Source organism: Pseudomonas nitroreducens TX1 (genome assembly GCF_000313755.1).
Taxonomy (GTDB): domain Bacteria; phylum Pseudomonadota; class Gammaproteobacteria; order Pseudomonadales; family Pseudomonadaceae; genus Pseudomonas; species Pseudomonas nitroreducens_A.
This window is the reverse complement of the sequence record NZ_AMZB01000134.1, coordinates 124,755-150,747: the sequence shown is the minus strand read 5'-3', so window position 1 is coordinate 150,747 and position 25,993 is coordinate 124,755. Positions and strand designations below refer to the sequence as shown.

The following is a 25,993-nucleotide window of genomic DNA, read 5'->3' as shown; positions in this document are numbered from 1 at the left end:
CGAAAAAGTGTCCGTCATCATATCCCGCCTCGGCCCACACCGAAAGGCGCAGCCGATTGAGTCTATCTATCGCTGCCGCGGTGACTTCTGATCGGTGACAACCCCTTGATTGGCACTACCTGCCTAAAATGGCAGGATGTCTCCCGTATTTATCCGGACCCGCCCCTATGCCCCATACCCCTGCCAAGACCTTTCCGATGATCGCGGCCATTGACCTTGGCTCGAACAGTTTCCACATGGTTTTGGCGAAGGCCGATCACGGCGAGATCCGTATCCTTGAGCGGCTTGGCGAGAAGGTTCAGCTGGCTGCCGGCATCGGCGAAGACCGCATGCTCACCGAAGAGGCGATGCAGCGCGGCTACGACTGCCTGAAGCAGTTCGCCCAGTTCATCAACGGCATGCCGCCGGGTTCGGTACGTGTCGTGGGCACCAACGCCCTGCGCGAAGCACGCAACCGCGCCGAGTTCATCCGCGTCGCCGACCGGATCCTCGGCCACCCGGTTGAAGTCATATCCGGCCGTGAAGAGGCGCGCCTGATCTACCTGGGCGTTTCCCACACCCTGCAGGACAACCCCGGCAAGCGCCTGGTGGTCGACATCGGCGGCGGCAGCACCGAGTTCATCATTGGCCAGCAGTTCGAATCGCAGCTGCGCGAGAGCCTGCAGATGGGCTGCGTGAGCTTCACCCAGCGCTACTTCAAGGACGGCAAGATCACCCCGGCGCGCTACGCCCAGGCCTACACCTCGGCCCGCCTGGAGCTGATGAGCATCGAGAACAGCCTGCGCCGCCTGGGCTGGGACGAGGCTGTTGGCGCCTCCGGCACCATCCGCGCGATCTGCCTGGCGATCCAGGCCGGCGGCCACGGCAACGGCGAGATCAACCCCGAAGGCCTGGCCTGGCTCAAGCGCAAGATGTTCAAGCTGGGCGAGGTCGAGAAGCTTGACATCGACGGCATCAAGCCGGACCGCCGGCCGATCTTCCCGGCCGGCATGGCGATCCTCGAGGCGCTCTTCGACGCCCTCGAACTGACCCGCATGACCCACTCCGAACGCGCCCTGCGCGAGGGCGTGCTCTACGACCTGCTGGGCCGCCACCACCACGAGGACGTCCGCGAGCGCACCATCGGGGCCCTCATGGAGCGCTACCACGTCGATCCGGAACAGGCCGCGCGCGTCGAGGCCAAGGCGCTGGAATCGCTGGACCAGGTCGCCAAGGCCTGGGACCTCAACGACGAAGGGCACCGCGAACTGCTGATGTGGGCCGCCCGCGTGCACGAGCTGGGCCTGGACATCGCCCACTACCACTACCACAAGCACGGCGCCTACCTGCTGGAGCACTCGGACCTGGCCGGCTTCTCACGCCTCGACCAACTGACCCTGGCGCTGCTGGTGCGGGGCCACCGCCGCAACATCCCGGTGGACAAGTTCAACGAACTGGGCGACGAAGGTGACAAGCTCATCCGCCTGTGCATCGTGCTGCGCTTCGCCATCCTTTTCCACCACATCCGCGGCACCCAGGAAATGCCGACGGTGGCCCTGAAGGCCTCCGGCAAGTCGCTCAGTGTCAGCTTTCCCAAAGGCTGGCTGGAAGCCAACCCGCTGACCCAGGCCGACTTCGAACAGGAAGCCGAGTGGCTCAAGCGCGTCGGGTATTCGCTCAGCGTGAGCTGATCGCCGCTACAAACGACAAGGCCCCGCCGCGCAAGCGCCGGGGCCTTTTCATTTCCAGCGCAGGGGTCTGTACACCGCGTAGGAGCGCACTCTGTCCGCGATCGTCCACCGCCCGCACTACCATGTCCGGACGCGCAAAAAAAGCCCTGCCGAGGCAGGGCTTCGATACCACCTTGCGGATCAGCGACCGCTGATCACCGGCGTGCACAGGCGCTCCAGCAGCGTCGCCTGGGCGTTGCGGGCGTTCTGGTTGCCGCTGGGGCTCTGGCGCACGTAGCTGCCGTCGGACTGCAGTACCCAAGCCTGGGTGTTGTCGGTCAGGTAGGACTCCAGCTCCTTCTTCACCCGCAGCACGAGCTTCTTGCCTTCCACCGGGAAGCAGGTCTCCACACGCATGTCGAGGTTGCGTTCCATCCAGTCGGCGCTGGAGAGATAGAGCTTCTCCTCGCCACCGTTGAGGAAGTAGTAGATGCGGCTGTGCTCCAGGAAGCGGCCGATGATCGAGCGCACCTGAATGTTGTGCGACACGCCCGGCACGCCCGGACGCAGGCAGCACATGCCGCGCACCACCAGGTCGATCTTCACGCCGGCCTGGCTGGCCTTGTACAGCGCGCGGATGACCTTGGCGTCGGTCAGCGAGTTGACCTTGGCCATGATGTGCGCCGGCTTGCCCTCGGCCGCCTGGGCGGCCTCGCGGTTGATCATCTCCAGCAGGTTCTTCTTCAGGGTGAAGGGCGCATGCAGGAGCTTTTTCATGCGCAGGGTCTTGCCCATGCCGATCAGCTGGTTGAACAGCTTGTGCAGGTCCTCGCAGAGCGCCACGTCGGCAGTCAGCAGGCTGTAGTCGGTGTACAGGCGGGCATTGCCGGCGTGGTAGTTGCCGGTACCCAGGTGCGCATAGCGGCGCAGCTCGCCGTCCTCGCGACGCAGGATCAACATCATCTTGGCGTGGGTCTTGAAGCCGACCACGCCGTAGATCACCACCGCGCCCGCCTGCTGCAGACGGCTGGCCAACTGCAGGTTGGATTCTTCATCGAAGCGCGCCCGCAGCTCGATCACCACGGTGACTTCCTTGCCGTTGCGCGCGGCTTCCACCAGCGCGTCGACGATCTCGGAGTTGGCCCCGGAGCGGTACAGCGTCTGCTTGATCGCCAGTACGCTGGGGTCCTTGGCGGCCTGGCGCAGCAGGTCGACCACCGGGGTGAAGGACTCGAACGGGTGCATCAGCAGCACGTCGAGCTTGCCCAGGACGTTGAACAGGTTTTCCTTCTTCTGCAGCAGCTTGGGGATCGCCGGGGTGAACGGCGGTGACTGCAGCTCCGGGTGGCTGGCCAGACCGGTGACACTGAACAGACGGGTCAGGTTGACCGGGCCGCTGACCTTGTACAGCTCGCTCTCGGACAGGCCGAACTGTTTGAGCAGGTAGTTGGACAGGTGCGTCGGGCAGGTGTCCACCACCTCCAGGCGCACAGCGTCACCGTAGCGGCGCGAGAACAGCTCGCCGCGCAGCGCGCGGGCCAGGTCCTCGACGTCCTCGGCGTCTACCGAGAGGTCGGCGTTACGGGTCAGGCGGAACTGGTAGCAGCCCTTCACCTTCATGCCGTGGAACAGGTCGTCGGCGTGGGCGTGGATCATCGACGAGAGGAACACGTAATTGTCCCCGGGGCCGGCGACATCCTCGGGCAGGCGGATGATCCGCGGCAGCGAGCGCGGCGCCGGGATGATCGCCAGGCCCGAGTCGCGGCCGAAGGCGTCCAGGCCTTCGAGCTCGACCATGAAGTTCAGGCTCTTGTTCACCAGCAGCGGGAACGGGTGGGTCGGATCGAGGCCGATCGGGGTGACGATGGGTGCGATCTCGTCGCGGAAGAAGCGGCGGACCCAGGCCTTGATCTTCGGCGTCCAGTAACGGCGGCGGATGAAGCGAATGTCGTGCTTGGCCAGCTCCGGCAACAGGATGTCGTTGAGGATGCTGTACTGGCGGGCGACCTGCTCGTGCACCTGCTCGCTGATGCGCGCCAGCGCCTGATGCGGCAGGAGGCCGTCGGCGCCGGCCTGCTCGCGGGCAAAGGTGATCTGCTTCTTCAGGCCGGCGACGCGGATTTCGAAAAATTCGTCGAGGTTGCTGGAGAAGATCAGCAGGAACTTAAGGCGTTCCAGCAGGGGATAGGACTCATCCAGCGCCTGTTCCAGCACGCGGATGTTGAACTGCAGCTGCGAGAGCTCGCGATGAATGTAGAGGGCACTGTCGTCCACGTTGATCGCCGGCACCGCCGGCTCGGCGGGCGGCGGCGTCGACTCGACGACCTCTTCCACGACGACTTCGGTGATTTCAGCGGTGGTGTCAGCTTCGATAACTTCGGTTTCGCTAATGCCTTCGGTATTCATCGCTCGTCTCATCGACGGGGTCAGCCCCCGCTTTTCAATTGTTGTGCTGCGCGCTTGGCGAAGTAGGTCAGGATGCCATCTGCGCCCGCGCGTTTGAAGGCCAGCAGCGATTCGAGGATCACCGCCTCGCTGAGCCAGCCGTTGTTGATCGCGGCCATGTGCATCGCGTACTCGCCACTGACCTGGTAGACAAAGGTCGGTGCGCGGAATTCGTCCTTGGCCCGGCGAACGATGTCGAGATAGGGCATGCCCGGCTTGACCATGATCATGTCGGCGCCTTCGGCGAGGTCAGCGTAGATCTCGTGCAGCGCTTCGTCGCTGTTGGCCGGGTCCATCTGGTAGGTGGCCTTGTTGCCCTTGCCCAGGTTGGCGGCGGAGCCGACGGCATCGCGGAACGGGCCGTAGTAGGCGCTGGCGTACTTGGCCGAGTAGGCCATGATGCGGGTGTTGATGTGGCCGGTGGATTCCAGGGCCTCGCGGATCGCGCCGATGCGACCGTCCATCATGTCCGAGGGAGCCACCACCTGGGCGCCGGCTTCGGCATGGGAAAGCGCCTGTTTGACCAGCACATCGACGGAAATATCGTTCAGGACGTAGCCGTCTTCGTCGAGGATGCCGTCCTGGCCGTGGCTGGTGAACGGGTCCAGCGCCACGTCGGTGATGATGCCCAGTTCCGGGAAGCGCTCGCGCAGGGCGCGGGTGGCGCGCTGGGCAATGCCGTCGGGGTTGAAGGCTTCGGCGCCATCGAGGGATTTCTTCTCCAGCGGCGTCACCGGGAACAGCGCCAGGGCCGGGATGCCCAGCTCCACCAGCTCTTCGGCTTCCTTGAGCAGCAGGTCGATGGACATGCGCTCCACACCCGGCATCGAGGGTACCGCTTCACGCTGGTTCTTGCCGTCGAGGACGAACACCGGGAGGATCAGGTCGTTGGTGGTCAGGACGTTTTCCCGCACCAGACGGCGGGAAAATTCGTCACGGCGGTTGCGACGCAGACGAGTGAAGGGGAAGGCACGATCGGCGGGAATGAAGCTCACGGCGTACTCCAGGGCCTGATACAGCAGGCACAGTCTGACAGTTATAGCCTTGAATTATGACCGATTGGTAACAACCGGTAACAGTGACCCTTGGTCGCGGCATCCTGCCGCAGCGGCATCCCACCGCTCTGCACCGGCGCGGACTTGTTCCAGGTCAGTTGTGCAGACTGGAGTGCCTTCCCTGCGGGCCACAACCGAGTTAGGCTTCGCGTTCATTTCGCTGCGTTGCCTCGATAATGCTCCAACAATTCCTGCAGGATTTCGGCTACTTCGCGCTGTTTCTCGGCACGTTCTTCGAGGGTGAGACCATTCTGGTCCTGGCCGGCTTCCTGGCATTCCGCGGCTACATGCAGCTGGAGTACGTCATCGCGGTGGCTTTCTTCGGCAGTTATGCGGGTGACCAGCTCTGGTATTTCCTCGGCCGTCGCCACGGCCGCAAGCTGCTCGCGCGCAAGCCGCGCTGGCAGAAAATGGGAGACAAGGCGCTGGAGCACGTGCGCAAACACCCCGACCTGTGGGTGCTGAGCTTCCGTTTCGTCTACGGACTGCGCACCGTGATGCCGGTGGCCATCGGCCTGTCCGGTTACCCGCCGGCGCGCTACCTGCTGCTCAACGGCATCGGCGCCATTGTCTGGGCGACTGTGCTGGGCAGCGCAGCCTTCTACTTCGGCAGCGTGCTCGAGGGCGTGCTGGGCAACATCAAGAAGTACGAACTCATGGTCCTCGGCGGCCTGGTGGTGATCGGCCTGCTGTTCTGGCTGCGCCGCCGCTTCAAGGCCAGCAAGACCGACTGACGACGTCGGCCGATCAGGCCGCCTGCGGCAGGCGTTCGGCGCGCCGCAGACCCGACAGACCGATCAGGCTGAGCAGTGAGTAGATTGCCAGCGCCCAGGGCGCCCACTGCGGCAGCTCGACCCCTTCCCACAGCGCCATAGTCGCCACTGCCGGCACGTTCAGCGCCAATCGCAGCAGTTCCAGGCGCAGCGCCCAGCTTCGGTTCTCCAGGCAACAGCCGATGGCGTAGAGCCCGAAAGCCATCCAGCTCCAGCCGATCACCAGCGGCAGTGTCTGCCAGTGCTCCCCGACGCCGAGCAACCAGGTGCCAACCACCACGTAGGTGGCGAACTGAAGCCCGGCGTACCACTGCCGGCCGCGCGTCAGCGGCACGTCGAATTTGCGGAAGGCTGCCAGGTCCGGCTTGGCCATGGGGTAGCGCTGGGCAACATCCTCGGGGCGCCAGCCGGTGCGCATGAACCAGATGCGCAGCTTGTCCCAGGTACTGCCGGCGCGGCGTGCGTCGTTCCACAGGTGCGCATAGACCTGCAGGTTCGCCCACAGAGGGTTCCAACTGGCCAGCGGCACGGTCACCCCGAACACCACCGGCTCCTCATCCAGCTCCTCCTGGAAGGTGCCGAACAGCCGGTCCCAGATAATGAACACGCCGCCGTAGTTGCGATCCATGTAGACAGGGTTCTGGGCGTGGTGCACTCGGTGGTTGGACGGGGTGATGAAGACCCACTCGAACCAGCCCAGCTTGGGGATGTGCCGGGTGTGCACCCAGAACTGGTAGAGCAGGTTCAGCGCACCGACAGTCAGGAATACCAGCGGCGGTACGCCGACAATGGCCATCGGCAGGTAGAAGATCCAGCCGAAGACGAAGCCGGTGCTGGTTTGCCGCAGCGCGGTGGAGAGGTTGTAGTCCTCACTCTGATGGTGCACGGCGTGCGCAGCCCAGAGCACGTTGCGCTCATGGCCCAGGCGGTGGTTCCAGTAGTAGCAGAAATCATAGAAGACAAAGGCGAACACCCAGACCCACAGGCTCTTGGCCGACAACTCGACCAGCGCGAGCTGCTGCCAGGCCAGGGTGTAGGTGACCAGCGCCAGGCCCTTGGTCAGCAGGCCGCTGGTGGTGGACAGCACGCCGGCGCTGAGGCTGTTCAGCGCATCGCTCAGGCGGTAGGTGCGCAGGCCGCGCCAGCGGTCGGCGAGAAGCTCAATGGCGATCAGAAGGAAAAAGAAGGGCACGGCGAAGAGGATGTAGTTCATGGCGCAACCGAATCGTTATGCTTATGAACAAGGATCCTAGTCCCTTGCCCACCGCCGGCCACGGCCGTCGGCGACAGCCCGGGCGGCATATCGCGACAGCCCCCGGCCCCCTCGTACAGGAGCAGTTCATGAAGAAAGTTGCCGTTATCCTCTCCGGCTGCGGCGTCTACGACGGCGCGGAAATCCACGAAAGCGTGATCACCCTGCTGCGCCTTTCCCAGCGCGGCGCACAGGTGCAATGCTTTGCGCCGAACATTGCGCAGCACCATGTGCTCAATCACCTGACCGGTGAGGAAATGACCGAACAGCGCAACGTGCTGGTGGAGTCCGCGCGCATCGCCCGCGGCGAGATCAAGGACATCCGCGAGGCGAAGGTGGAAGACTTCGATGCGCTGGTCGTGCCCGGCGGCTTCGGCGCCGCGAAGAACCTGAGCGATTTCGCCTTCAAGGGCGACCAGTGCCAGGTGCAGCCCGACGTACTGGCCCTGGCCAAGGCCTTCGCCGCAGCGAAGAAGCCGGTCGGCCTGTTCTGCATCGCTCCCGCCATGGCCGCGCGCATCTACGGCGAAGGCGTGGAATGCACCATCGGCACCGACGAAGGCACCGCCCAGGCGCTGACCAGCATGGGTGCCAAGCATATCGACTGCGCGGTGGAAGACATCGTCGAGGACAAGGACCACAAGCTGGTCACCACTCCGGCCTACATGCTCGCGCAGTCCATCGCCGAAGCCGCCAGCGGCATCAACAAGGCCGTGGATCGGGTGCTGGAGCTGGCCTGAAACCGTAGGAGCGGACTCCGTCCGCGATGGTTTCCGGCACGCTGCGGACCTATCGCGGACGAAGTCCGCTCCTCCGCCCAATCCACCATCGGTGAATAGGAAAACGCCCGGCATTGCCGGGCGTTTTCATTTCAAGCCTTGCGATTCTCCGCCTCGCGCATCAGCCGCGTCAGCAAGCGGTCCAGGCTATTGGCAAACGCCTGCCTGTCCTTGTCGCCGTAGGGCGCCTGCCCTCCTCCCACCTGGCCCTGCTCGCGCAGGTCGGTGAACAGGTTGCGCACAGCCAGGCGCTCGCCCATGTTCTTCTCGTCGAACTCGCGACCGCGCGGGTCCAGGGCATCGACGCCCTTCTTCACCAGCCGGTCTGCCAGCGGCACATCGCTGCAGATCACCAGGTCGCCAGGCTCGGCCTGCTCCACCAGGTAATCGTCGGCGGCGTCCATCCCGCTGGGCACCACCACCAGGCTGACACAGGCGAACGGCGGCTTGGCCACGGGCTGGCCGGCGACCATCACCACCGCCAGCTTGCGCTTCAGGGCGAACTTTGCCACCAGCTCCTTGGCCGCGCGCGGGCAGGCGTCGGCGTCGATCCAGATACGCATCAGGGAAAACCTTCCTTCGAAAAGCACGACGGCCAGTATCGCACTGGCCGTCGTGCGTCGACTCAAGACGAGGCGATCTCGGCGGCCTTGCGGCGCTCGGAGAAGTAGCTGCGCCCGTACAGCACGAGCACAGCCAGCAGCGCCAGCGCTTGCGCCGACAGCGAGTAGGCGTCGGCCTTGATGCCGAGCCAGTCGAAGTCGAAGAACGGCACGGGGCGGGTGCCGATCACCCCGGCTTCCTGCAGGGCGACCACGCCGTGGCCGGCGAAGACCACCGAAAGTGCGCAGAGCAGCGCGGCGTTGACGGTGAAGAACAGCTTCAGCGGCAGCTTCGCCGAGCCACGCAGGATCACGAAGGCGATGGCGATCAGGATCACCACGGCAGTGCCCGCACCGGCGATTACGGCGTTGTGACCGGTTGGGCCAGCCTGCAGCCAGAGGGTCTCGTAGAACAGGATGACTTCGAACAGTTCGCGGTACACCGAGAAGAACGCCAGCACCGCGAAGCCGAAGCGGCCACCGCCGCCGACCAGACTGCTGCGGATATAGTCCTGCCAGGCCGCCGCGTGGCGACGGTCATGCATCCACACGCCAAGCCAGAGCACCATCACGCAGGCGAACAGCGAGGTGAAGCCTTCCATCAGTTCGCGCTGGGCACCGCCGATGTCGATGACATAAGCCGCGACCGCCCAGGTGGCGAAGCCGGCAACGAAGGCCAGGCCCCAGCCGATGTGGACGCCGCGCACGGCCTTCTCCTGCCCGGTGTTGCGCAGGAAGGCGAGAATGGCGGCGAGCACCAGGATTGCCTCCACGCCTTCGCGCAGGAGGATCAGCAGGGCCGAGACAAAGCTGATGGAGGTGCTCAGCGAGTCACCGCTCAAGGCCTTGGCGGCGTCCGCCAGCTTGGCCTTGGCCAGGTCCAACTGTTGGGCCACCTCGGCTTCCGGCCGGCCGTCACGCAGCGCCTGACGGTAGGCCATCAATTGCTTTTCGGTGGCCTTGCGCAGGTCGGCGTCGACGTTGTCCAGCGAGCTCTCCACCAGCTCGAAGCCTTCCAGGTAGGCCGCCACGGACAGGTCATAGGCCTGGTCGTGGTCGCCGGAGCGGTACACGGCGAAGCTCTTGTCCAGGGTCGCGGTGGTGTAGTCGATCTGCTGTGCGGGCCCGCGATGCTCCAGCGGCGGGTGGGCGCGCAGGGCACGGAAGCTCTCGGCCGCCGCTTCGCCATCGCGCTCGGCGACCTCTGCCGGGGTCAGCGTCGCAAGGGAGCCCAACGGGTAGGCGTGGGCCGGATCGGGCTTGGCCTGAGCGGCGCTCAGGCCCGCGATATACGCGGCCAGGTCCCAGCGCTGACGCTCGTCGAGCTGATCGGCGAAGGCCGGCATGTCGGTGCCGGAAACGCCCAGACCGATGACGTTGCGCAGGTCGTACAGGCTCAGATGGTCGAGGCGAGCGCGGTCGGTCAGGTTGGCCGGCGGCGGCTCCAGGCCGATCCCCGCGGGGCCGTCGCCCTTGCCGGCGTCACCATGGCAGATGGAGCACTGCTGGGTGTAGATCTCGGCGGCACGGGTCGGGTCCGGGGTGATCGAGGGAGTCTGCACCACCTGGTAGATATCGGCGATGCGTACCTCCAGGTGGCGGGCCTGCTGGGCGACCTGCTTGCCTGGCTGGCGCTGCTCGATAGCCTGCCTGAGGCTGGCGGCGTCCTGTTCCAGGTTGGTGCGCTGGGGCACGGCCGGCAGGGTGGCGATCAGCGTCTGCAGATTGCCGACGAATTCCACTTGCTCCTTGTATTCGCTCTCATCGACGACCTTGCCATCGGTGACGGTGGCCGGGTAGTCGGCAGCGAGATAGCTGAGCAGGTGAAGGGCTTGGGAAGGGTCGACAGCCGTGTCGGCGTGAGCTCCAAGGCTGAAAAGACCGACCAGCGGCAACAGCCAGACGCAAAGTTTGGAGGGGCGCATACGGGAAGGCAAATGAGAATGAAAGAGGTTAAATTGTCACCTCAGGTTTCCGTCTATGCAAGGAGAATGTCCCGCAAGGTTGTGCCCGGAGCATCCCCAGGGATACTCCGGAGCTCCGGAAAAAGCCCCTCAGGCCGGCGCGCGGCGCACCGTGGCAAGCAGCGCGGCGGCGCCTACGAACAGAGTGGCGAAGGTCCGGTTCATCACCCGTTGCTGGCGCTGCGAGCGCAAGGCGCGCAGCACGCGCGCGGCCAGGCCGGTGTAGCCGGCCATGACGATCAGGTCGACGGTGATCATGGTCGCACCCATGATGATGTACTGGATCGCCATCGGACGGTGCGGGTCGACGAACTGCGGTAGCACCGCGAGCATGAAAATCACTGCCTTGGGGTTGCTGGCGTTGACCAGGAAACCACGCAGCACCAGGGTCAGCGGCCGGCCCGAGGGGCGCTCGCCGCTCGCCGTCATCACCTGCGGCGCCGCCGTCCACTGGCGGTACGCGAGATAGACCAGGTAGATCACACCGAACCACTTGATCGCGCTGAACGCCACGGCCGAAGCCGAGAGAAGCGCGCCGACGCCGGCGGCGACGATGGCGATCTGCAGCGCCAGGCCGATCTGCAGGCCCAGGGCATTCCAGTAACCGCGCCAGAAACCGTATTGCAGTCCACAGGACATTGAGGCGATGGCCCCGGCGCCGGGCGACAGGCTGATCACCCAGCAGGCGATGAAGAAGGCGAACCAGGTACTGGCGAGCATTGGCGGACCTCATGGCGCCCAGGCAGGCGCAATCATTTGTTACGGGTGGCCAGTGTGCCTCAGTCACGCGATGCCGCCCAGCCTGCCCGACCAAGGTCGGATGAACCTGTCGGAGCGAGCTTGCTCGCGAACCGCCATAATTCCGGAGTCGCCGGGAAACTCTGTTCGCGAGCAAGCTCGCTCCTACGAAAAACCAAAAGCCCGGCACTGGGCCGGGCTTTGTGTTTCACGACAGACCGATCAGCTCGGAATATCCTTGCGCAGCTTCACCGGCTCCTCGCCGCGCTTGCGTGCCAGGGCGCCGCGCAGGCGGATGTTGATTGCCTCCACCGCCAGCGAGAAGGCCATGGCGAAGTACACGTAACCCTTGGGCACGTGGATCTCGAAGGCTTCGGCGATCAGCACGGTGCCGACCACGATGAGGAACGACAGCGCCAGCATCTTCAGCGACGGGTGTTTCTCGATGAAGGCGCTGATGGTGCCGGCCGAGAGCATCATCACGCCGACCGAGATGACGATGGCCGCGACCATCACCGGCACGTGCTGTACCAGGCCGACGGCGGTGATTACCGAGTCCAGGGAGAAGACGATGTCGATGATCGCGATCTGGATGATGATCCCCATGAAGCCGCGGGACTTGCCGCCCTGCTGGCCACCCTCTTCCGCGCCTTCGAGGCTGTGGTAGATCTCCATGGTGCTCTTGAACAGCAGGAACAGGCCGCCGAAGAACAGGATCAGGTCGCGTCCGGAAATACCATGGTCGAACACGGTGAACAGGTCGGCGGTCAGGCGCATCACCCAGGTGATCGAGAGTAGCAGCAGGATCCGCGTGCCCATCGCCAGCGCCAGGCCGAAGAAGCGCGCCTTGGGTTGCTGGGCGGCCGGCAGGCGGCTGACCAGGATCGAGATGAAGATGATGTTGTCGATGCCCAGTACGATTTCCAGGGCAGTCAGGGTCAAAAAGGCAACCCAGATCTCAGGGCTAGCAAGCCATTCCATAGTGACAGGCGTCCGTCAGGGGGTGGTGGGGAAATTCGGCCCGCGCCAACGGCGAATGGCCTTCTGGAAAAACAGGTTGTTGGGCACCTGCAGCAGCGCACCCGGCGTGCCGTCTTCGTTGACTTCTTCCAGAGTGGTGTAGAGCAGGTTGATCGCTATCACCCGCCCCTTTACGCCGGGCTTGTCGGCGGACTCGATGACTTCCACGCGATCCCCCAGGCGGAACGGCCCCATGGTGAAGATCATCAAGGCGCAGAACAGGTTGGACAGCACACTCCAGATCGCGAAGAACGCCACCGCCGCGACCGCGGCGAAGCCGGTCAGCGCGGCCCACAGCACATCGGCGGAGACACCCAGGCGTTCCAGCACCAGCATCACCGCCGACCCCATGATCAGCCAGCGCAGGCCGCCGCGCAGCGGCAGCAGCAACTCCGGCGGCATCGGATAACGCTCGCCAAGACGGCTGATGGCGCGCGTCACGACGCGCTGCACCAGCCAGGCCAGCAGCAGGATGAGAATGATCTGCCCGCCACGCAGCAGCGGTTCGCTCCACGCCACCAGCAGGTTCACGTCATCCATCACTCACTGGCCTCGAGCTGGCGCTGCAGCTCTTCGAGGGTTTCCAGGGCCATCAGCCAGGACTCTTCCAGCTCGCTTTCGCGGGTCTTCAGGGTCGCCTGGCGGGCCAACAGGTCCCGCAGCTCGTCCTTGCGCGAGGCCTCGTAGAGCGCGCTGTCGCCCAGGCGCTGTTCGAGCTCGGCCAGCTGTTCGTGGACCTTGCTCAGCTCCTTTTCCAGCTTTTCCGCCTCGCGCTTGTGCGGAGCGAGCTGCTGGCGCAGGGCAGCGGCAGCCTGGCGCTGGGCGCGCTTGTCGGTCTTGTCGCCAGCGGGAGCTGCGGGCGACGACGGCACCTGCCGCGCGCGGAAGTCCACCAGCCAGCGGGCGTAGTCCTCCAGGTCGCCGTCGAACTCCTGGATGCGCCCATCGGCCACCAGCAGGAATTCGTCGGTGGTGCTCTTGAGCAAGTGACGATCGTGAGATACCACCACCACGGCGCCGGAGAACTCCTGCAGTGCCAGGGTCAGCGCCAGGCGCATTTCCAGGTCGAGGTGGTTGGTCGGTTCGTCGAGCAGCAGCAGGTTGGGCTTCTGCCAGGCAATCAGTGCCAGGGCCAGACGCGCCTTCTCGCCACCGGAGAAATTCAGCACCGGTTCGTCGCAACGATCACCGCGGAAGTCGAAGCCGCCGAGGAAGTCGCGCAGGGTCTGTTCGCGCTCGGCCGGCGCGATGCGCGCCAGGTGCAGCAGCGGACTGGCCTTGGGATCAAGCGAGTCGAGCTGATGCTGGGCGAAGTAGCCAATGGCGAGGTTTTCGCCACGAGCGAGCTCGCCGGCCAGCAGCGACAGGTCGCCGGACAGGGTCTTGATCAGGGTCGACTTGCCCGCGCCGTTGGGGCCGAGCAGGCCGATGCGCGCGCCGGGCACCAGTTGCAGCTTGACCTTCTCCAACACGGTCTTGTCGCCGTAGCCCAGGCGGGCCTCGGAGAGGTTCAGCAGCGGGCTGGAAATCTTGTCGGACTCGCGGAAGCTGAAGTCGAACGGCGAGTCGACGTGGGCCGGCGCCAGCTCTTCCAGGCGTTCCAGCGCCTTGATCCGGCTCTGCGCCTGGCGGGCCTTGGTGGCCTGGGCGCGGAAGCGGGCGATGTACTTTTCCATGTGCGCGCGCTGCGCCTGCTGCTTCTCGTACGCCTGTTGCTGCTGGGCCAAGCGTTCGGCGCGGGTACGCTCGAAGGCCGAGTAGCCGCCGCGGTACAGGGTCAGCTTGCGCTGCTCCAGGTGGGCGATGTTGTCCACCACGGCGTCGAGGAAATCGCGGTCGTGGGAGATCAGCAGCAGCGTGCCCGGGTAGCCCTTGAGCCACTCTTCCAGCCAGAGAATGGCATCGAGGTCGAGGTGGTTAGTCGGTTCGTCGAGCAGCAGCAGCTCGGACGGGCACATCAGCGCCTGCGCCAGGTTCAGGCGCATCCGCCAGCCGCCGGAGAAGTCGCCGACGCGACGATCCATCTGCTCGGACGTGAAGCCGAGGCCCGCCAGCAGCTTGCGTGCGCGGGCGTCGGCGGTATAACCGTCGGCGCTGTCCAGCTCGCTGTGCAGGCGTGCCAGGGCGGTACCGTCGTGGGCGTCTTCGGCCGCGGCGAGGTCCGCCTGGATCCTGCGCAGGTGCACGTCACCATCGAGCACGTAGTCGACGGCGAGGCGGTCGAGGGTATCGACTTCCTGGCGCATGTGCGCGATGCGCCAGTCCGCGGGCAGGTAGCAGTCGCCGGCGTCCTGGCCGAGTTGGCCGCGCAGCAGGGCGAACAGGCTCGACTTGCCGGCGCCGTTGGCGCCGATCAGGCCGACTTTCTGTCCGGCGTGCAGGGTGAGTTCGGCACCTTCCAGCAAACGCTGGGGGCCACGCTGTAGCGTAAGATCTTGTAGTCGAATCATGGCGGCGGAGTTTATCAGCTTCGCCTGGCAATCGCTGTGGGTGGTCTATGTCTGATGATGTCTGGTCGTATGCGCTGAAACTCTACGCCCGGCCTGGGGTTGAGGCAGCTTGCCTGGCCCTGCAGGAAGGCGGTGCGGATGTCTGCCTGCTGCTCGCATCGGCATGGCTGGGCAACACCGGCGTAGCCTTCGCGGCGTCGCGAATGAGCGAGCTGGAAAGCACGGCGCGGGGATGGCGCGAAGAGGTGGTCGTGCCGTTGCGTTCTGTGCGTCAACGCTGGCGAGAATCGGCGAAGCAGGATGCGGAGCTGGCGTCACTGCGCGAACGGATCAAGCAGCTCGAACTGGAAGCGGAAAAGGTGTTGCTGGGGAGGCTGGAGACGGTGGCGAAGGACTGGCCACGGGATGAAGCAAAGGATCTGGCGCGCTGGCTGGAGGCCGTGCCTGACGGGGCATGCGGCTTGCGCCGCGATGCGCGGGAAACCCTGCGCACCGCGGCGAGCCTCTCCTGAGCCTTAGGAAGCGCTGGAGGAGGTGCTGCTGGCCGGAGCAGCCGGGGCCGGAGTGGCACTGGCAACCGGGGGAGCAGCCGGAGTGCTCGACTGGGCAGTCGGTGCGCTCGGGGCAGCCGGAGCAGCCGGAGCAGCGGGTTTGGCAGCGGCGGCAGGCTTGGCGGCAGGTTTTGCGGCCGGCTTGGCAGCGGCTTTCACCGCCGGTTTGGCAGCCGGTTTCGCGGCGGGCTTGGCAGCCGTTTTGGCAGCGGCAGCGGGCTTCGCAGCAGACTTGGCAGCCGGTTTGGCGGCAGCGGTGGCAGGCTTCGCTGCGGGTTTGGCGGCCGGTTTAGCAGCGGCTTTCGCAGCGGGCTTAGTCGCCGCGGGTTTGGCGGCAGCGGTCTTCGCGGCCGGTTTGGCAGCAGGCTTGGCGGCCGGTTTGGCAGCGGCTTTCGCAGCAGGCTTGGCAGCCGGTTTGGCAGCAGCTTTCGCAGCAGGCTTGGCAGCCGGTTTGGCGGCAGCTTTCGCAGCAGGCTTGGCGGCCGGTTTGGCAGCAGCTTTCGCAGCAGGCTTGGCAGCCGGTTTGGCGGCAGCTTTCGCAGCAGGCTTGGCGGCCGGTTTGGCAGCAGCTTTCGCAGCAGGCTTGGCAGCCGGTTTGGCGGCAGCTTTCGCAGCAGGCTTGGCGGCCGGTTTGGCAGCAGCTTTCGCAGCAGGCTTGGCAGCCGGTTTGGCGGCAGCTTTCGCAGCAGGCTTGGCGGCCGGTTTGGCGGCAGCTTTCGCAGCAGGCTTGGCAGCCGGTTTGGCGGCGGGCTTGGCAGCGGCAGTCCTGGCGGCCGGTTTGGCAGCGGCCTTGGCAGCAGGCTTGGCGGCCGGTTTGGCAGCGGCTTTCACAGCAGGCTTGGCGGCCGGTTTAGCGGCAGCGGGCTTGGCAGCGGCAACCTTGGCGGCCGGCGTCGCAGCAGGCTTGGCAGCAGCTTTCGCGGCGGGCTTGGCGGCAACCTTGGCAACCGGTTTGGCAGCGGCAGCAGCCGTCTTGCGAGTAGCGAGCGATTTGCCAGCGGCTTCCTTCACCTTGGTCACGCCCTGGGCGAGCTTCAGGCTCTCCTGCACATCGCGCTTGAGGTTGGCAATGTAGGCACGGGTTTCAGTCTGGCGGGTCTTCAGAACATCCAGCACGCCGTCGAGCTCAGCGATGCTCGACTTCGCCTTGGCCTGCGCCTTCGCCTTGCCGGCCTTGGTTGCGTCCTGCAGCTTGGTGCGTGCGGTGTGCAGCTTCTCCTGAGCCTTGCCACGTTGTTTCTCGAGCTTGGCGAGCAGCTTTTCGGAATCGACGAGCGCCTGCTTGCAGGCACCTTCGAGGTGTTCGATCAGACTGTTGGACAACTGGTGCAGCAGGTGCAGAGGGGTAGTGACAGGTTTCTTGTTGGCCGACATGACGTGCCTCCTGGCGGACGTGGTTGCGCCCATACTAGCCCCGCTGATGGCCTCTCGCCAATGTCCCTATTGTGCTGCAGGCCGCAGCAGACAGTGGCTTCAGAGCTTTTCAACAGTGCGCGAAGGCGCGTTTTTTCACTCACTCAATGACGCCGCCCTGCGTACTTGGTTCCGTTGCCGCAACCGGCCTGGCGGCGCAAACGCCCGTGGCGCGCGTGTTTGACACCGAAAAATATTTTTCCCGGACACCCCGGAAAAGCCCGCCGCAGAGCCTTTCATGCAGCACGCAGCCGTACCTTAGAAGGCGGAATGGAGAGCTCTCGCGGCGCACCAACACGTCTCGAGATTCGCGATGACCACAGGGTGAAATGCTCTGGCGAGCAAGCGCCCAAATCCACCGTTGCCGTCGATTTTCAGCAACGATTCATCGCGCAAAAAAGTCCGCGGGAGCACAGAGGCAAGCTGCCGAACGGCGCGAGTTTCTTGGCATGGCGTGCTCAGAATGCGCGGCTCGAAACCTCGTGAACAGAGTCGCCCCCACACGAGATCGAACCTTGGGCAGGAGCGGACTTCGTCCGCGATCGGCATGAACGGCAGGGACTCCAGAAACGAAAACGGCGCGAGTGCTTCAAGCGCTCGCGCCGCCATCGGGCAACTCGACGATCAGGCCGTGACGGCTTTCTGCTCGTGCGAGTTGTGCAGCACTTCGATCAGGCAGTCTTCCAGCTCGAAACGTTCGTGCAGTTGCTGACGCAGGGTCTTCAGCTCGCTGGTCAGGCAAGTGCCTTCGCGGCAATCACCATTGTCGCAGCGATCATTGAAGTTAAGCGCGTTGGCGGTGATGGTCTCCAGCCGCGGGTAGATCTGCTTGGCCAGTTCCAGGCCGCGCGTATCGCCGAAGGCCTGCGCCTCGTTCATCAGCTGTTCGTAGACTTCGAAGTGACCCGCCGACACGTAGTCGAGCAGGAGCTGGCAGAAGTTCTGGAGATTTTCGGCGTTGGTCTTCGGCGCCTGGACACCGTCCAGGGAGTCGAATGCCCGGACCAATTCATGTCGATCCCGCAACCAGCGGTCGATCAGCTGGTGTACGCCTCCCCAACGTTCCTGGGCATTACGGCAGCTCTCGAGCATGTTGTCCTCACTTCCCTTTTCGCCGTCCCGGCAAAGTCCGCCCCGGGACAATATTCTGTCGAATCTCGACGTCCGCGATGTATGAACCTTGTTCGGCGGCGGCTTTCCGACGGAGTGGAAAACCAGAGTATGCCCGCCCGTTAACGCCTTCAAGACACAGGCATCGGGAAAATTCATACGAGCGTTTAATCGATAGACCGCGACGCCTCTGGCCTGCGCCGATGAGGCGCAGGCCATGGCGAAGTGAGATGCGACGCTCAGCCGCGGCGGCGGAAGAACTGCACGATGGCGAACAGGGCGAAGCCGATGAAGGCCAGCAGACTCCACTCCGGAATGCTCAGGCCGAGCAGGGTCCAGGACACCTCGGCGCAATCGGCCGAACCGTGGAACATGGTCCAGATGATGTCGGCATAGGGCATGCTTTCCATCATGTATTCCAGCGGCGGCAGGCAGGACGGCAACTGGTCCGGCGGCAGGGTCTGCAGCCATACCTGGCGGCCCGCGGTGCCGGCGCCAGCCAGGGCGCTGAGCAGGATCAGCACCGAGTACACGCGCGGCGCACGACCGTGCAGCGCAGCGATCAGGGAGAACAGACCGCAGCCGGCGAAGAAGATGCGCTGCAGGATGCACAGCGGGCAAGGTTCCAGGCCGACCATGTACTGCAGGTAGAAGCCGGTGCCGAGCATGGCGACGCAAGCGAGGAAAGCAAGGAAGAACAGGGAACGAGGGCTGGCCAGGTTCATGGCGGCTCCGCTGAAAAGCGCTGTTGCAGGAAAGGCCGCTACGGTAGAGGAAACAGGCCGATCAGTTCAAGGCGCCTGTCTAGACTGGCCATGGTACTCATCCGGGAATCCATGCCATGCGTCGTCATTTCCTACTTTGCTCACTGCTTTCCCTGACAGCAGTACCAGCAATTGCTGCCGTAGATCTCAGCCAGATCCGACTGCCAGAAGGCTTCGGCATCAGCCTGCTCACCGACCAGGTGCCAGGCGCCCGCGCCATGGCCTGGGGCGAGAACGGCACGCTGTTCGTGGGCAGCCGCTCTTCCGACAAGGTTTATGCGGTGACGCCCGATGGCCAGATAAAGGGGCTCGCCAGCGGTCTGCAGACACCCGTGGGCGTAACCTTCCACAAGGGAGATCTGTACGTTTCCTCGATCAATCGCATCGTCGTGTTGCGCGACATCGAAGCGCACCTCGACGCACCGCCAAAGGCCGAAGAACTGCCGGTACAGTTTCCGAAGGAAACCGCGCACGGTTGGAAATTCATCGCCTTCGGCCCGGACGACAAGCTCTACGTACCGGTCGGCGCACCGTGCAACATCTGTCGCCCGGACCGCGAGCAATACGCCAACCTGCAGCGCATGAACGCCGATGGCAGCGCGCGGCAAGTGGTCGCCTACGGCATTCGCAATACCGTCGGCTTCACCTGGCACCCGCAGACCAGGCAGCTGTGGTTCACCGACAACGGACGCGACATGCTCGGCGACGACAAGCCCGATGACGAGCTGAACAAGGTCAGCAGGATGGGCGAGGACTTCGGCTATCCGGACTGCCACCAGGGCGACATCGCCGACCCTGAGGAAGGTAAGAAACCCTGCTCCGCCTTCACTCCGCCAGTCGCCAAACTGGGCCCCCACGTGGCCGCGCTGGGGCTGCGCTTCTACACCGGCGAGCAGTTCCCCGCCGAATACCGCAACAGCCTGTTCATTGCCGAACACGGATCGTGGAATAGGACGCAGAAGATCGGCTATCGGGTAAAGCGCGTCGAGCTCAACGACGATGGGACGCTGAAACGCCAGAGCGTGTTCGCCGAAGGCTGGCTCGACAAGAGCGGCGAGGTGCTGGGGCGGCCGGCGGATGTACTGGTGGCGCCAGACGGCTCGCTATTGGTCAGCGATGACCAGAACGGCGCGATCTACCGCATTCACTACGGCAACCCCTGAAAACGAGAACGGCGCCCGAGGGCGCCGTTTCACTTCCGCCGACGCAGGTCAGGCGCGCACGGCGACCGGTAGCGATACCGGCGGCGCGAGCAGTCCAAGGCCTTCCTGGAACAACTGGTTACTGCGCTCCACTTCGCCCAGCTGCGCCAGCAGGCGTGCCAGTTCGGCACAGGTTTCAGCACTGCGCTGGCGGGCCAGGCTGGCTTCCAGGTACTCGCGCGCCTTGCCCCACAGCTTGTTCTGCAGGCTCAGGCGACCGAGGGTGAGCAGCAGTTCGGGATCTTCGCCATGCTGCTTCAGCCAACCTTCGGCAGTTTTCAACTGGTGCGCGGCATCGCGGCCTCGGGCACGGCCATAGAGATGCACCAGGCGGCTGTCGTAGCCTTCCTTGAGGGCCTTGCGCAGCACCTCCTCGGCTTCTTCCGGCGCCCCCAGGCGCAGCAGTTGCTCGGCATAGGCGGCTACCAGCGGCGGCTGTGCGCGAAGATTGGAAGGCACGTTCTGCCAACGCTGGGTCAGCGGTTGCAGGCTGCTTTCGCCCTGGCCGATACCCTGCTCGCCCGCCTCGCCCAGCGCGGCCATCCAGGTGCGGCGCTCCAGGTCCGCCAGTTCGGCGTTCTGCAGCACGCGCTCCTTGCGCAGCTCGGGCAACAGCACGCATAGCGCCTGCCATTCGTGGAGGCTGACATAGAGCTGCTGGAGCAGGCGCAGCACGGTCGGATGCCGCGGGTGGTCCTGGTGCAACTGGTCCAGCACCACGCGGGCGTGACTGAAGTCGCCACGGTTGATCAACAACTGGGCGCGGGTCAGGCCGACCGCTAGTTCGGCGCCGGGCTCGCGCTCCTGGGCGCGGTCCAGCAGCTCGTCACATTCCTCGGTCTTGCCCAGTTCGTTGGCCGCGCGGGCGGCACCCAGGTAATGCGGCAGCGGACGGTCGCTCAACTCGGCAGCGCGGCGCAGGTGACGCAGCGCCTGCGCCCAATGGCCCTCGGCGAGGTCGCGCTGGCCGTGTTCCTCAGCCAGTTGCGAGCGGCGACGACGGTTGAAGCGCGACCAGGGGTTGACGACACGGCCGGAGACCCCCAGCAGGCGCAGGACCAGGCGCACGGCGAGGTAGATCACCCAGAGCAGCGCCAGGAGCGCGAGGAAGGTCCACAGGCTGGATTCGTAGCGGAAGCTCTTGTAGGCGATCAGCACGTAGCCGGATTGCTCGGCCACAGCCAGGCCGACCAGCGTGGCCGCCAGGATCACGGCGAGGACCAGGACATAGACGCGGCTCATGGCTGGATCCCCGCGTCCGGCGCCACCGCCTCCTGCTGCTGCACCGCGTTCTCGCGGCGCGACAGGTAGGCCTGCAGCGAGCTCAGGGCCGGGCCGAGGTCCGGCGTCTGCACGCTGACCGCCTGGCCACTGAGTTCATCCAGGCGCGCAACCAGCGCGCGGCTGTCGGCGAGGTCGGCGTTGAAGAAATCGCCGACAATCTGTTTGGCCTGCTTCAAGGCCTGCTGGTAGACGTCCTGCTTGCCATTCAGCGCGGCCCATTGCGCCTGTTCCAGGGCGAGGCTCAGGGCGAGACGGACGCGATCCAGCTGCTGACCGGAAAGCAGCGGACGAATATCCTGGCCTGCGTTGAAGTCGATGCGCACGTATTGCGAGACACGATCCCACCACTCGCTCCAGCGATCGTTGCCGTCGCTCCAGGCGGTGTTCGGCCCAGTGGTCGTGTCAGAGGGCTTGAAGGCGGGATTCAGCGGTTGCAGCTGGGCCGCCTGGTCACGCAGCGCGCCCAATTGCAGGAACAATCCGGTGCGGTCGGGACGCGGCAGCGCACGCAGCGCTTCGAGGCTCTTGGCCAGTTGCGCGCGCGCGGCAAAGGCGCCCGGATCATTGGTCACGCGGAGGATGTCGTCCGCGCCCTGGACCAACTCGGTGGCGCTGTCGATATCCTGCAGTGCGGAGAGACGCAGCGCTGCCAGGCGCAGCAGGTGCTCGGACTCAGCCAGCCGCCACTGCTGGCGGCCCTGCCCCAGCACCTGCTTGACCTGCTTGGCGAGTTGCTGCTGGTCGCCCTGCAGTTCAACCACCAGGCGACGGCGGGCTTCGAGTTCATCGGGGTTGGGCAGGCTATCCAGACGCTTGTCCAACGCCGCATTGGCGCTCTGGACGGCCTGCGCCTGCGCGCGGGCGTCTTCCAGCTGCGCGGCGCGTTGCTGCTCGGCGCCCTTGAGTTGCTGGACCTGCCAGACACCCCAGCCACCGGCGGCGAGGCCGGCGGCGCCGACCAGCAGGGCCAGCAGGGCGATGCCCGTGCCGCCCTTGCGCGGGGCCGGCGCTGCGGCCGGACTGGACGATGTTGGTGAAGTCTCTTGGGGAGTGACGGCTTCGCTCACAGATCCATCCTTCGCTCGAAAATTGTTCTAGTCGGCGCTTCTCAACGCTTCCATTAATGCCGCTGGGCTGGCGCCACGGCAATCGATTACTTGCAGCGCGCCCATCTCCCGCGCCTGCTCTGCCACTCGCGGGCTGGGCACGAACAACGGCATGACGCTCACTTGCGGCCAATCCTCCGCCGCCAGCTGACGCAGGTGCTCCAGCCCCTGCCCACTACTGACCGCGATGGCGTTCAAACGCTCCCCCTGGATTCGCCGCAGCAATTCGCCCCGGGGATAAGCCGGCATTTCGCGCCGGTAGAGTTCCAGATAGTCGACCGCCACGCCTTGGCCGCGCAGGCGCTCGGCGAGGAATTCTCGGCCACTCTCGCCGCGCATGATCAGCACCTTCGGATCATGCACCTGCAGGGCCTGCGCGAACTCGGGCAGGGCCAGCAGGGCCTCGCTGTCGTCGCCGTCCTGCGGGCAGACCACATCCAGACCGTAGTCTTCGAGGATAGCCGCCGTGGCGGCGCCGACAGTGAACCAGCGCTGGGTCAGCGGTGCTTGCGGCCAGTAGCGGTCGACCCGCTCCAGACCCAGGCGCGCCGCGGGCTTGCTGACCACGATAACCGCGCAGTAGCGGTCCAGGTCAAGAATCAGGCTGCGCTCGACGGGTGTCTCTTCGCGCGGCGTGATCGCCAGCAAAGGCAAGCAGTCGCCGTGGATTCCGTGTTCGGCGAGGGTGACGGCGAGCGCCGCGCAATCCTCTTCGGGACGGGTCAGCAGCAGCCGCCAGCGGCTCACGGGTGGCCGGCCTCGCCGTAGACCGCGTCGAGGATTTCCCGGGCGCCCTGTCCCAGCAGGTCTTCGGCGACCTTCACGCCCAGGGCTTGGGCTTCGGCAAACGGCGCACGGGCTTCGGCGCGCAGCAGTTCGGTGCCGTCGGGCTGGCCGACCAGGCCACGCAACCACAGCTCATCGCCTTCGAGGATGGCGTAGCAGGCGATGGGCACCTGACAGCCGCCATTCAGGCGCTTGTTCAGCGCGCGTTCGGCGGTCACCCGCAGGGCGGTCTCACGGTGATGCAGCGGTTGCAGCAGGGCGTGGATTTCCGCATCGGCGGTACGACACTCGATGCCCACCGCGCCCTGCCCGCCTGCCGGCAGGCTGGCTTCGACGCTGATGGAGGAGCGGATGCGGTCTTCGAAGCCAAGGCGGATCAGGCCGGCGGCGGCGAGAATGATCGCGTCATACTCGCCGGCATCGAGCTTGGCCAGACGGGTGTTGACGTTGCCGCGCAGGAAGCGGATCTGCAGGTCGGGACGACTGGCCAGCAGCTGGGCCTGGCGGCGCAGGCTCGAGGTACCGACCACGCTGCCGGCGGGCAGGTCGTCGAGGCTCGCGTAGGTGTTGGAGACGAAGGCGTCGCGCGGGTCTTCACGTTCGCAGATGCAGTACAGGCCCAGGCCTTCGGGGAAGTCCATCGGCACGTCCTTCATGGAGTGCACGGCGATGTCCGCTTCGTTCTCCAGCAGGGCGGTTTCCAGCTCCTTGACGAACAGCCCCTTGCCGCCGATTTTCGCCAGCGGCGCGTCCAGCAGCTTGTCGCCGCGGCTGGTCATCGGCAGGAGGGTCACGGTCAGGCCGTGGTGGGCCTCTTCCAGGCGGGCCTTGACGTATTCGGCCTGCCAGAGTGCCAGGGCGCTCTGGCGCGTGGCGATACGGATTTCGCGAGACATGGGCATTTCCAGGCAAAGGAAGCGTGCAAGAAAGTGCCCGCATGATAACAGCTCAGGCAAACGAAAAGCCCAGGGGCCGCCCCCCGGGCTTCAGGCGCTGCGGCACTGTGTCGCTACAGGTTATGCATGAGTCGCCGCACGCCCGCGACATGGCGGCGGCTGACGGTCAGCGCATCGCCGTTGAGGCCTTTCAGGTAGAGCTGGAAGTGCCCCAGCGGCGTGCGCTGCAGGCGCTCGATGCGCTCGCGGGAGACCAGCGCGTTGCGGTGGATACGCACGAAGCGATCACCGAACTCGTCTTCCAGCGCCTTCAGCGGCTCGTCCAGCAGCACTTCACCGCCCGCGTGGCGCAGGGTCACGTACTTGTGGTCGGCTATGAAGAAGATCACGTCCTCCAGGGGAATCAGCTCGATACCCTTGCGGGTCCGCGCGCTGATATGGCTGCGAGGGCCGGGGCCGCCAGCGGCTGGAGGCTTGGTCAGCGCCGCGAGCTGCACGCGGTTGGGCCGCGAGGCTTTCTTCAGGGCGTCGGCCAGGTCCTCGCTGCGGACCGGTTTGACCAGGTAGCCGACCGCACTGACCTGGAACGCCTCCAGGGCGAATTCATCATGGGCGGTGCAGAAGATCACCGCGGGCGGGGCTTCGCGCTCGCACAGCTTGGCGGCCACCTGAAGCCCGTCCAGGCCGGGCATGCGGATATCCAGCAGGACGATATCCGGCTTCAGGCTGTCGATCAGCGTCAGCGCTTCTTCGCCATTGCTGGCGGATGGCTCGAGGACGCGATAGCCGTCCAGTTGCCCCACCAGCCGGGCCAGGCGCTCTCGCGCCAGGGGTTCGTCATCGACGATCAGGACATTCATAAGCTCAGGCTTCCTGCATGAGACGCGCACATGGATAGCGTAGACAGGTGAAGTGCCGTCCGTCACGGCGTTCGACGGTGAGACTAGCTTTTGGCCCGAAAAGTGCCGCAAGTCGCGCTGCAATATTTTGCAGGGCCTGCCTGGTCCCCTTCTTGGGCAGCGTCTCGGTCGATTCGTCGTAAGGGTTGCTCACGCAGAGCTGGAACACACCGTCACGGTAGTCCGCCTCAACTTTCACCAGACCGCCTTCGATGCGCGGCTGGATGCCATAAATCAGTGAGTTTTCGAGCAGCGGCTGCAGCGTCAGCTGTGGAATCGGCACCCCATCGGGTACGCCGTTCACTTGCCAGTCCATCTGCAACCGGTCGCCAAGACGGAACTGCTCAATGGAAAGATAGCGTCTGGCCAGCTCAAGTTCCTCCCCCCAGGAAATTAATGTTCCAGGTTTGGCCAGGCTGGCGCGGAAAAGGTCCGAAAGATTCAACACCGCCAACTCGGCCTTGCCCGGGTCGATCTCGATCAGGCTGGCGATGCTGTTCAGGCTGTTGAACAGGAAGTGCGGACGGATACGCGCCTGCAGCGATTCGATCCGTGCCCGCAGCTCAGCCTGCTCCTGCCGTCGCCATTGGCTCTGGAGATAAAAGTAGCGTAGCAACAGCGTGGACATGATGAGCGCAATCAACGCATGCCGCAGGTACAGGTTGACCTCGCCGGTTCGCGACATCGGCCCGCCGAGAGAGAAATAATCCGCCACCCAGGTGCAGGCCAGGGTCAGCAGGATCACCAGCGCACAACTGAGCACGCCCGAAAACCACGCAGGCCAGCGCGCCATCAGCGGGCGTAGCTGACAGAGCAAACCGGCCGAGAGCAGCACGATCCACTGCACGAACAGCGACGACAGCGCCAGGCGTACCCAGTTGAAGCTGGGCGTCATCGGCTCGGCAAGCACCAGCACGAGCACCAGCAGCTCGGCCAGCAGCACCAGGCTGAACAGCGCCTCGGGCTGGCAGAGTTCGGGAATGAAGAAGTCTTCGTTGGTCGCCGGCTGGTCGCCGGTCTTCGTCAGTCTGGACATCGACGCAGTTTCCGTAAGCGCCTGCCTGGCGGCAAGCGCCGCGTGATGGCAAAAGGCTGGAATTGTCGGCCAGCGCAATGATCGGCTGGGTCAGCCGCGACAATCGACCCGCCGCTCCCCGGTCCCAACCCGCCAATGCGCCGCCGGTTTTGCCCTGCAGCCTGCTATTATCGTCGCACTTTGCCCTTCCTGCAGGCCGCGCGCCGCGCCTGCCCGTTT

22 protein-coding genes and 1 pseudogene are annotated in these 25,993 nt (G+C 65.2%); 5 read left to right on the top strand and 18 right to left on the bottom strand.

All coding sequences use genetic code 11. The features are described 5' to 3' along the window. Positions 1-167 precede the first annotated feature (167 nt). On the top strand, positions 168-1,670 hold the full coding sequence (gene ppx / locus C167_RS0126620) for an exopolyphosphatase (RefSeq protein ID WP_026079305.1): 1,503 nt from the start codon (positions 168-170) through the stop codon (positions 1,668-1,670). 180 nt (positions 1,671-1,850) lie between these two features. Here ppx and ppk1 read toward each other — a convergent pair whose 3' ends face one another. Next, positions 1,851-4,055, bottom strand: a complete 2,205-nt coding sequence (gene ppk1, locus C167_RS0126615) for a polyphosphate kinase 1 (RefSeq protein WP_017521367.1) — start codon at positions 4,053-4,055, stop codon at positions 1,851-1,853. A 20-nt stretch (positions 4,056-4,075) separates the two neighbouring features. Continuing rightward, entirely contained in the window at positions 4,076-5,089 is a 1,014-nt protein-coding gene (gene hemB, locus C167_RS0126610; protein WP_017521366.1) for a porphobilinogen synthase, read from the bottom strand. Positions 5,090-5,322: 233 nt separating this feature from the next. On the opposite strand from hemB, the gene C167_RS0126605 reads away from it, so the two are divergent. After that, entirely contained in the window at positions 5,323-5,883 is a 561-nt protein-coding gene (locus tag C167_RS0126605) for a DedA family protein (protein ID WP_026079304.1), read from the top strand. Positions 5,884-5,896: 13 nt separating this feature from the next. Here the strand turns inward: C167_RS0126605 and C167_RS0126600 are convergent, their stop codons facing one another. Further along, positions 5,897-7,135 carry a sterol desaturase family protein gene (locus tag C167_RS0126600; protein WP_017521364.1) on the bottom strand — a complete coding sequence of 413 codons (1,239 nt, stop codon included), beginning with the start codon at positions 7,133-7,135 and terminating at the stop codon, positions 5,897-5,899. 128 nt (positions 7,136-7,263) lie between these two features. Here C167_RS0126600 and elbB point away from each other — a divergent pair, with 128 nt between their 5' ends. Then, a complete protein-coding gene (gene elbB / locus C167_RS0126595) occupies positions 7,264-7,914 on the top strand; it encodes an isoprenoid biosynthesis glyoxalase ElbB (protein ID WP_017521363.1) in 651 nt (216 codons plus the stop codon). Between the two features lie 131 nt (positions 7,915-8,045). On the opposite strand, the gene C167_RS0126590 is transcribed toward elbB, so the two are convergent. From C167_RS0126590 to C167_RS0126565, 6 genes are all read right to left on the bottom strand, one after another. Then, complete coding sequence (locus C167_RS0126590; protein ID WP_017521362.1) at positions 8,046-8,516, bottom strand: YaiI/YqxD family protein; 471 nt, start codon at positions 8,514-8,516, stop codon at positions 8,046-8,048. A 62-nt stretch (positions 8,517-8,578) separates the two neighbouring features. Next, positions 8,579-10,480 carry a cytochrome c/FTR1 family iron permease gene (locus tag C167_RS0126585; protein ID WP_017521361.1) on the bottom strand — a complete coding sequence of 634 codons (1,902 nt, stop codon included), beginning with the start codon at positions 10,478-10,480 and terminating at the stop codon, positions 8,579-8,581. Positions 10,481-10,609: 129 nt separating this feature from the next. Next, on the bottom strand, positions 10,610-11,239 hold the full coding sequence (locus tag C167_RS0126580) for a LysE family transporter (protein ID WP_017521360.1): 630 nt from the start codon (positions 11,237-11,239) through the stop codon (positions 10,610-10,612). Between the two features lie 240 nt (positions 11,240-11,479). Continuing rightward, positions 11,480-12,238 (bottom strand): TerC family protein, encoded by a 759-nt coding sequence (locus C167_RS0126575; protein WP_026079303.1) that lies wholly within the window; start codon positions 12,236-12,238, stop codon positions 11,480-11,482. A 15-nt stretch (positions 12,239-12,253) separates the two neighbouring features. Next, positions 12,254-12,817 (bottom strand): mechanosensitive ion channel family protein, encoded by a 564-nt coding sequence (locus C167_RS0126570; RefSeq protein ID WP_017521358.1) that lies wholly within the window; start codon positions 12,815-12,817, stop codon positions 12,254-12,256. Beyond that, the gene (locus C167_RS0126565; RefSeq protein WP_026079302.1) at positions 12,817-14,727 is read right to left on the bottom strand and encodes an ATP-binding cassette domain-containing protein; all 1,911 of its coding nucleotides are present in this window, start codon (positions 14,725-14,727) and stop codon (positions 12,817-12,819) included. Before C167_RS0126565 ends, C167_RS0126570 begins: the two co-directional genes overlap by 1 nt. Positions 14,728-14,774: 47 nt before the next feature. Between C167_RS0126565 and C167_RS0126560 the strand changes: the two genes are divergently transcribed. Beyond that, positions 14,775-15,239, top strand: coding sequence for a TIGR02444 family protein (locus tag C167_RS0126560; RefSeq protein ID WP_017521356.1), 465 nt, complete (start codon positions 14,775-14,777; stop codon positions 15,237-15,239). A gap of 342 nt (positions 15,240-15,581) precedes the next feature. On the opposite strand, the pseudogene C167_RS0126555 reads toward C167_RS0126560, so the two are convergent. From C167_RS0126555 to C167_RS0126540, 3 genes and pseudogenes are all read right to left on the bottom strand, one after another. Next, positions 15,582-16,652 (bottom strand): annotated as a pseudogene (locus C167_RS0126555) (AlgP family protein); the annotation flags it as partial. 663 nt (positions 16,653-17,315) lie between these two features. Then, the gene (locus tag C167_RS0126545) at positions 17,316-17,783 is read right to left on the bottom strand and encodes an Rsd/AlgQ family anti-sigma factor (protein ID WP_017521354.1); all 468 of its coding nucleotides are present in this window, start codon (positions 17,781-17,783) and stop codon (positions 17,316-17,318) included. 257 nt (positions 17,784-18,040) lie between these two features. Next, on the bottom strand, positions 18,041-18,526 hold the full coding sequence (locus C167_RS0126540; RefSeq protein WP_017521353.1) for a disulfide bond formation protein B: 486 nt from the start codon (positions 18,524-18,526) through the stop codon (positions 18,041-18,043). A 116-nt stretch (positions 18,527-18,642) separates the two neighbouring features. On the opposite strand from C167_RS0126540, the gene C167_RS0126535 reads away from it, so the two are divergent. Further along, complete coding sequence (locus tag C167_RS0126535; protein WP_026079300.1) at positions 18,643-19,728, top strand: PQQ-dependent sugar dehydrogenase; 1,086 nt, start codon at positions 18,643-18,645, stop codon at positions 19,726-19,728. Positions 19,729-19,776: 48 nt separating this feature from the next. On the opposite strand, the gene C167_RS0126530 is transcribed toward C167_RS0126535, so the two are convergent. The 6 genes from C167_RS0126530 to C167_RS0126505 all read right to left on the bottom strand — a co-directional run bounded on the left by C167_RS0126530 (position 19,777) and on the right by C167_RS0126505 (position 25,774). Then, positions 19,777-21,009, bottom strand: a complete 1,233-nt coding sequence (locus C167_RS0126530) for a heme biosynthesis HemY N-terminal domain-containing protein (protein WP_017521351.1) — start codon at positions 21,007-21,009, stop codon at positions 19,777-19,779. After that, positions 21,006-22,118 (bottom strand): uroporphyrinogen-III C-methyltransferase, encoded by a 1,113-nt coding sequence (locus C167_RS0126525; protein WP_017521350.1) that lies wholly within the window; start codon positions 22,116-22,118, stop codon positions 21,006-21,008. The genes C167_RS0126530 and C167_RS0126525 overlap by 4 nt, the downstream gene beginning before the upstream one ends. Positions 22,119-22,145: 27 nt before the next feature. Next, positions 22,146-22,904: a uroporphyrinogen-III synthase gene (locus tag C167_RS0126520; protein WP_017521349.1), complete on the bottom strand. Its 759-nt coding sequence runs from the start codon at positions 22,902-22,904 to the stop codon at positions 22,146-22,148. Then, a complete protein-coding gene (gene hemC / locus C167_RS0126515; RefSeq protein WP_017521348.1) occupies positions 22,901-23,839 on the bottom strand; it encodes a hydroxymethylbilane synthase in 939 nt (312 codons plus the stop codon). The genes C167_RS0126520 and hemC overlap by 4 nt, the downstream gene beginning before the upstream one ends. Positions 23,840-23,952: 113 nt before the next feature. Next, complete coding sequence (gene algR, locus C167_RS0126510; protein ID WP_017521347.1) at positions 23,953-24,699, bottom strand: alginate biosynthesis regulator AlgR; 747 nt, start codon at positions 24,697-24,699, stop codon at positions 23,953-23,955. A gap of 4 nt (positions 24,700-24,703) precedes the next feature. Next, complete coding sequence (locus tag C167_RS0126505; RefSeq protein ID WP_017521346.1) at positions 24,704-25,774, bottom strand: sensor histidine kinase; 1,071 nt, start codon at positions 25,772-25,774, stop codon at positions 24,704-24,706. Between the last annotated feature and the right edge of the window lie 219 nt (positions 25,775-25,993).

Bases quoted from the DNA above. Each gene is read 5' to 3' on its own strand.
- C167_RS0126560 (WP_017521356.1), top strand. From the start codon at position 14,775: ATGTCTGATGATGTCTGGTCGTATGCGCTGAAACTCTACGCCCGGCCT.
- algR (WP_017521347.1), bottom strand. From the start codon at position 24,699: ATGAATGTCCTGATCGTCGATGACGAACCCCTGGCGCGAGAGCGCCTG.
- C167_RS0126530 (WP_017521351.1), bottom strand. From the start codon at position 21,009: ATGAGCCGCGTCTATGTCCTGGTCCTCGCCGTGATCCTGGCGGCCACG.
- C167_RS0126585 (WP_017521361.1), bottom strand. From the start codon at position 10,480: ATGCGCCCCTCCAAACTTTGCGTCTGGCTGTTGCCGCTGGTCGGTCTT.
- C167_RS0126580 (WP_017521360.1), bottom strand. From the start codon at position 11,239: ATGCTCGCCAGTACCTGGTTCGCCTTCTTCATCGCCTGCTGGGTGATC.
- C167_RS0126570 (WP_017521358.1), bottom strand. From the start codon at position 12,817: ATGGATGACGTGAACCTGCTGGTGGCGTGGAGCGAACCGCTGCTGCGT.
- C167_RS0126545 (WP_017521354.1), bottom strand. From the start codon at position 17,783: ATGCTCGAGAGCTGCCGTAATGCCCAGGAACGTTGGGGAGGCGTACAC.
- hemC (WP_017521348.1), bottom strand. From the start codon at position 23,839: ATGTCTCGCGAAATCCGTATCGCCACGCGCCAGAGCGCCCTGGCACTC.
- elbB (WP_017521363.1), top strand. From the start codon at position 7,264: ATGAAGAAAGTTGCCGTTATCCTCTCCGGCTGCGGCGTCTACGACGGC.
- C167_RS0126565 (WP_026079302.1), bottom strand. From the start codon at position 14,727: ATGATTCGACTACAAGATCTTACGCTACAGCGTGGCCCCCAGCGTTTG.
- C167_RS0126600 (WP_017521364.1), bottom strand. From the start codon at position 7,135: ATGAACTACATCCTCTTCGCCGTGCCCTTCTTTTTCCTTCTGATCGCC.
- C167_RS0126590 (WP_017521362.1), bottom strand. From the start codon at position 8,516: ATGCGTATCTGGATCGACGCCGACGCCTGCCCGCGCGCGGCCAAGGAG.
- C167_RS0126575 (WP_026079303.1), bottom strand. From the start codon at position 12,238: ATGGAATGGCTTGCTAGCCCTGAGATCTGGGTTGCCTTTTTGACCCTG.
- ppx (WP_026079305.1), top strand. From the start codon at position 168: ATGCCCCATACCCCTGCCAAGACCTTTCCGATGATCGCGGCCATTGAC.
- C167_RS0126540 (WP_017521353.1), bottom strand. From the start codon at position 18,526: ATGAACCTGGCCAGCCCTCGTTCCCTGTTCTTCCTTGCTTTCCTCGCT.
- C167_RS0126505 (WP_017521346.1), bottom strand. From the start codon at position 25,774: ATGTCCAGACTGACGAAGACCGGCGACCAGCCGGCGACCAACGAAGAC.
- ppk1 (WP_017521367.1), bottom strand. From the start codon at position 4,055: ATGAATACCGAAGGCATTAGCGAAACCGAAGTTATCGAAGCTGACACC.
- C167_RS0126535 (WP_026079300.1), top strand. From the start codon at position 18,643: ATGCGTCGTCATTTCCTACTTTGCTCACTGCTTTCCCTGACAGCAGTA.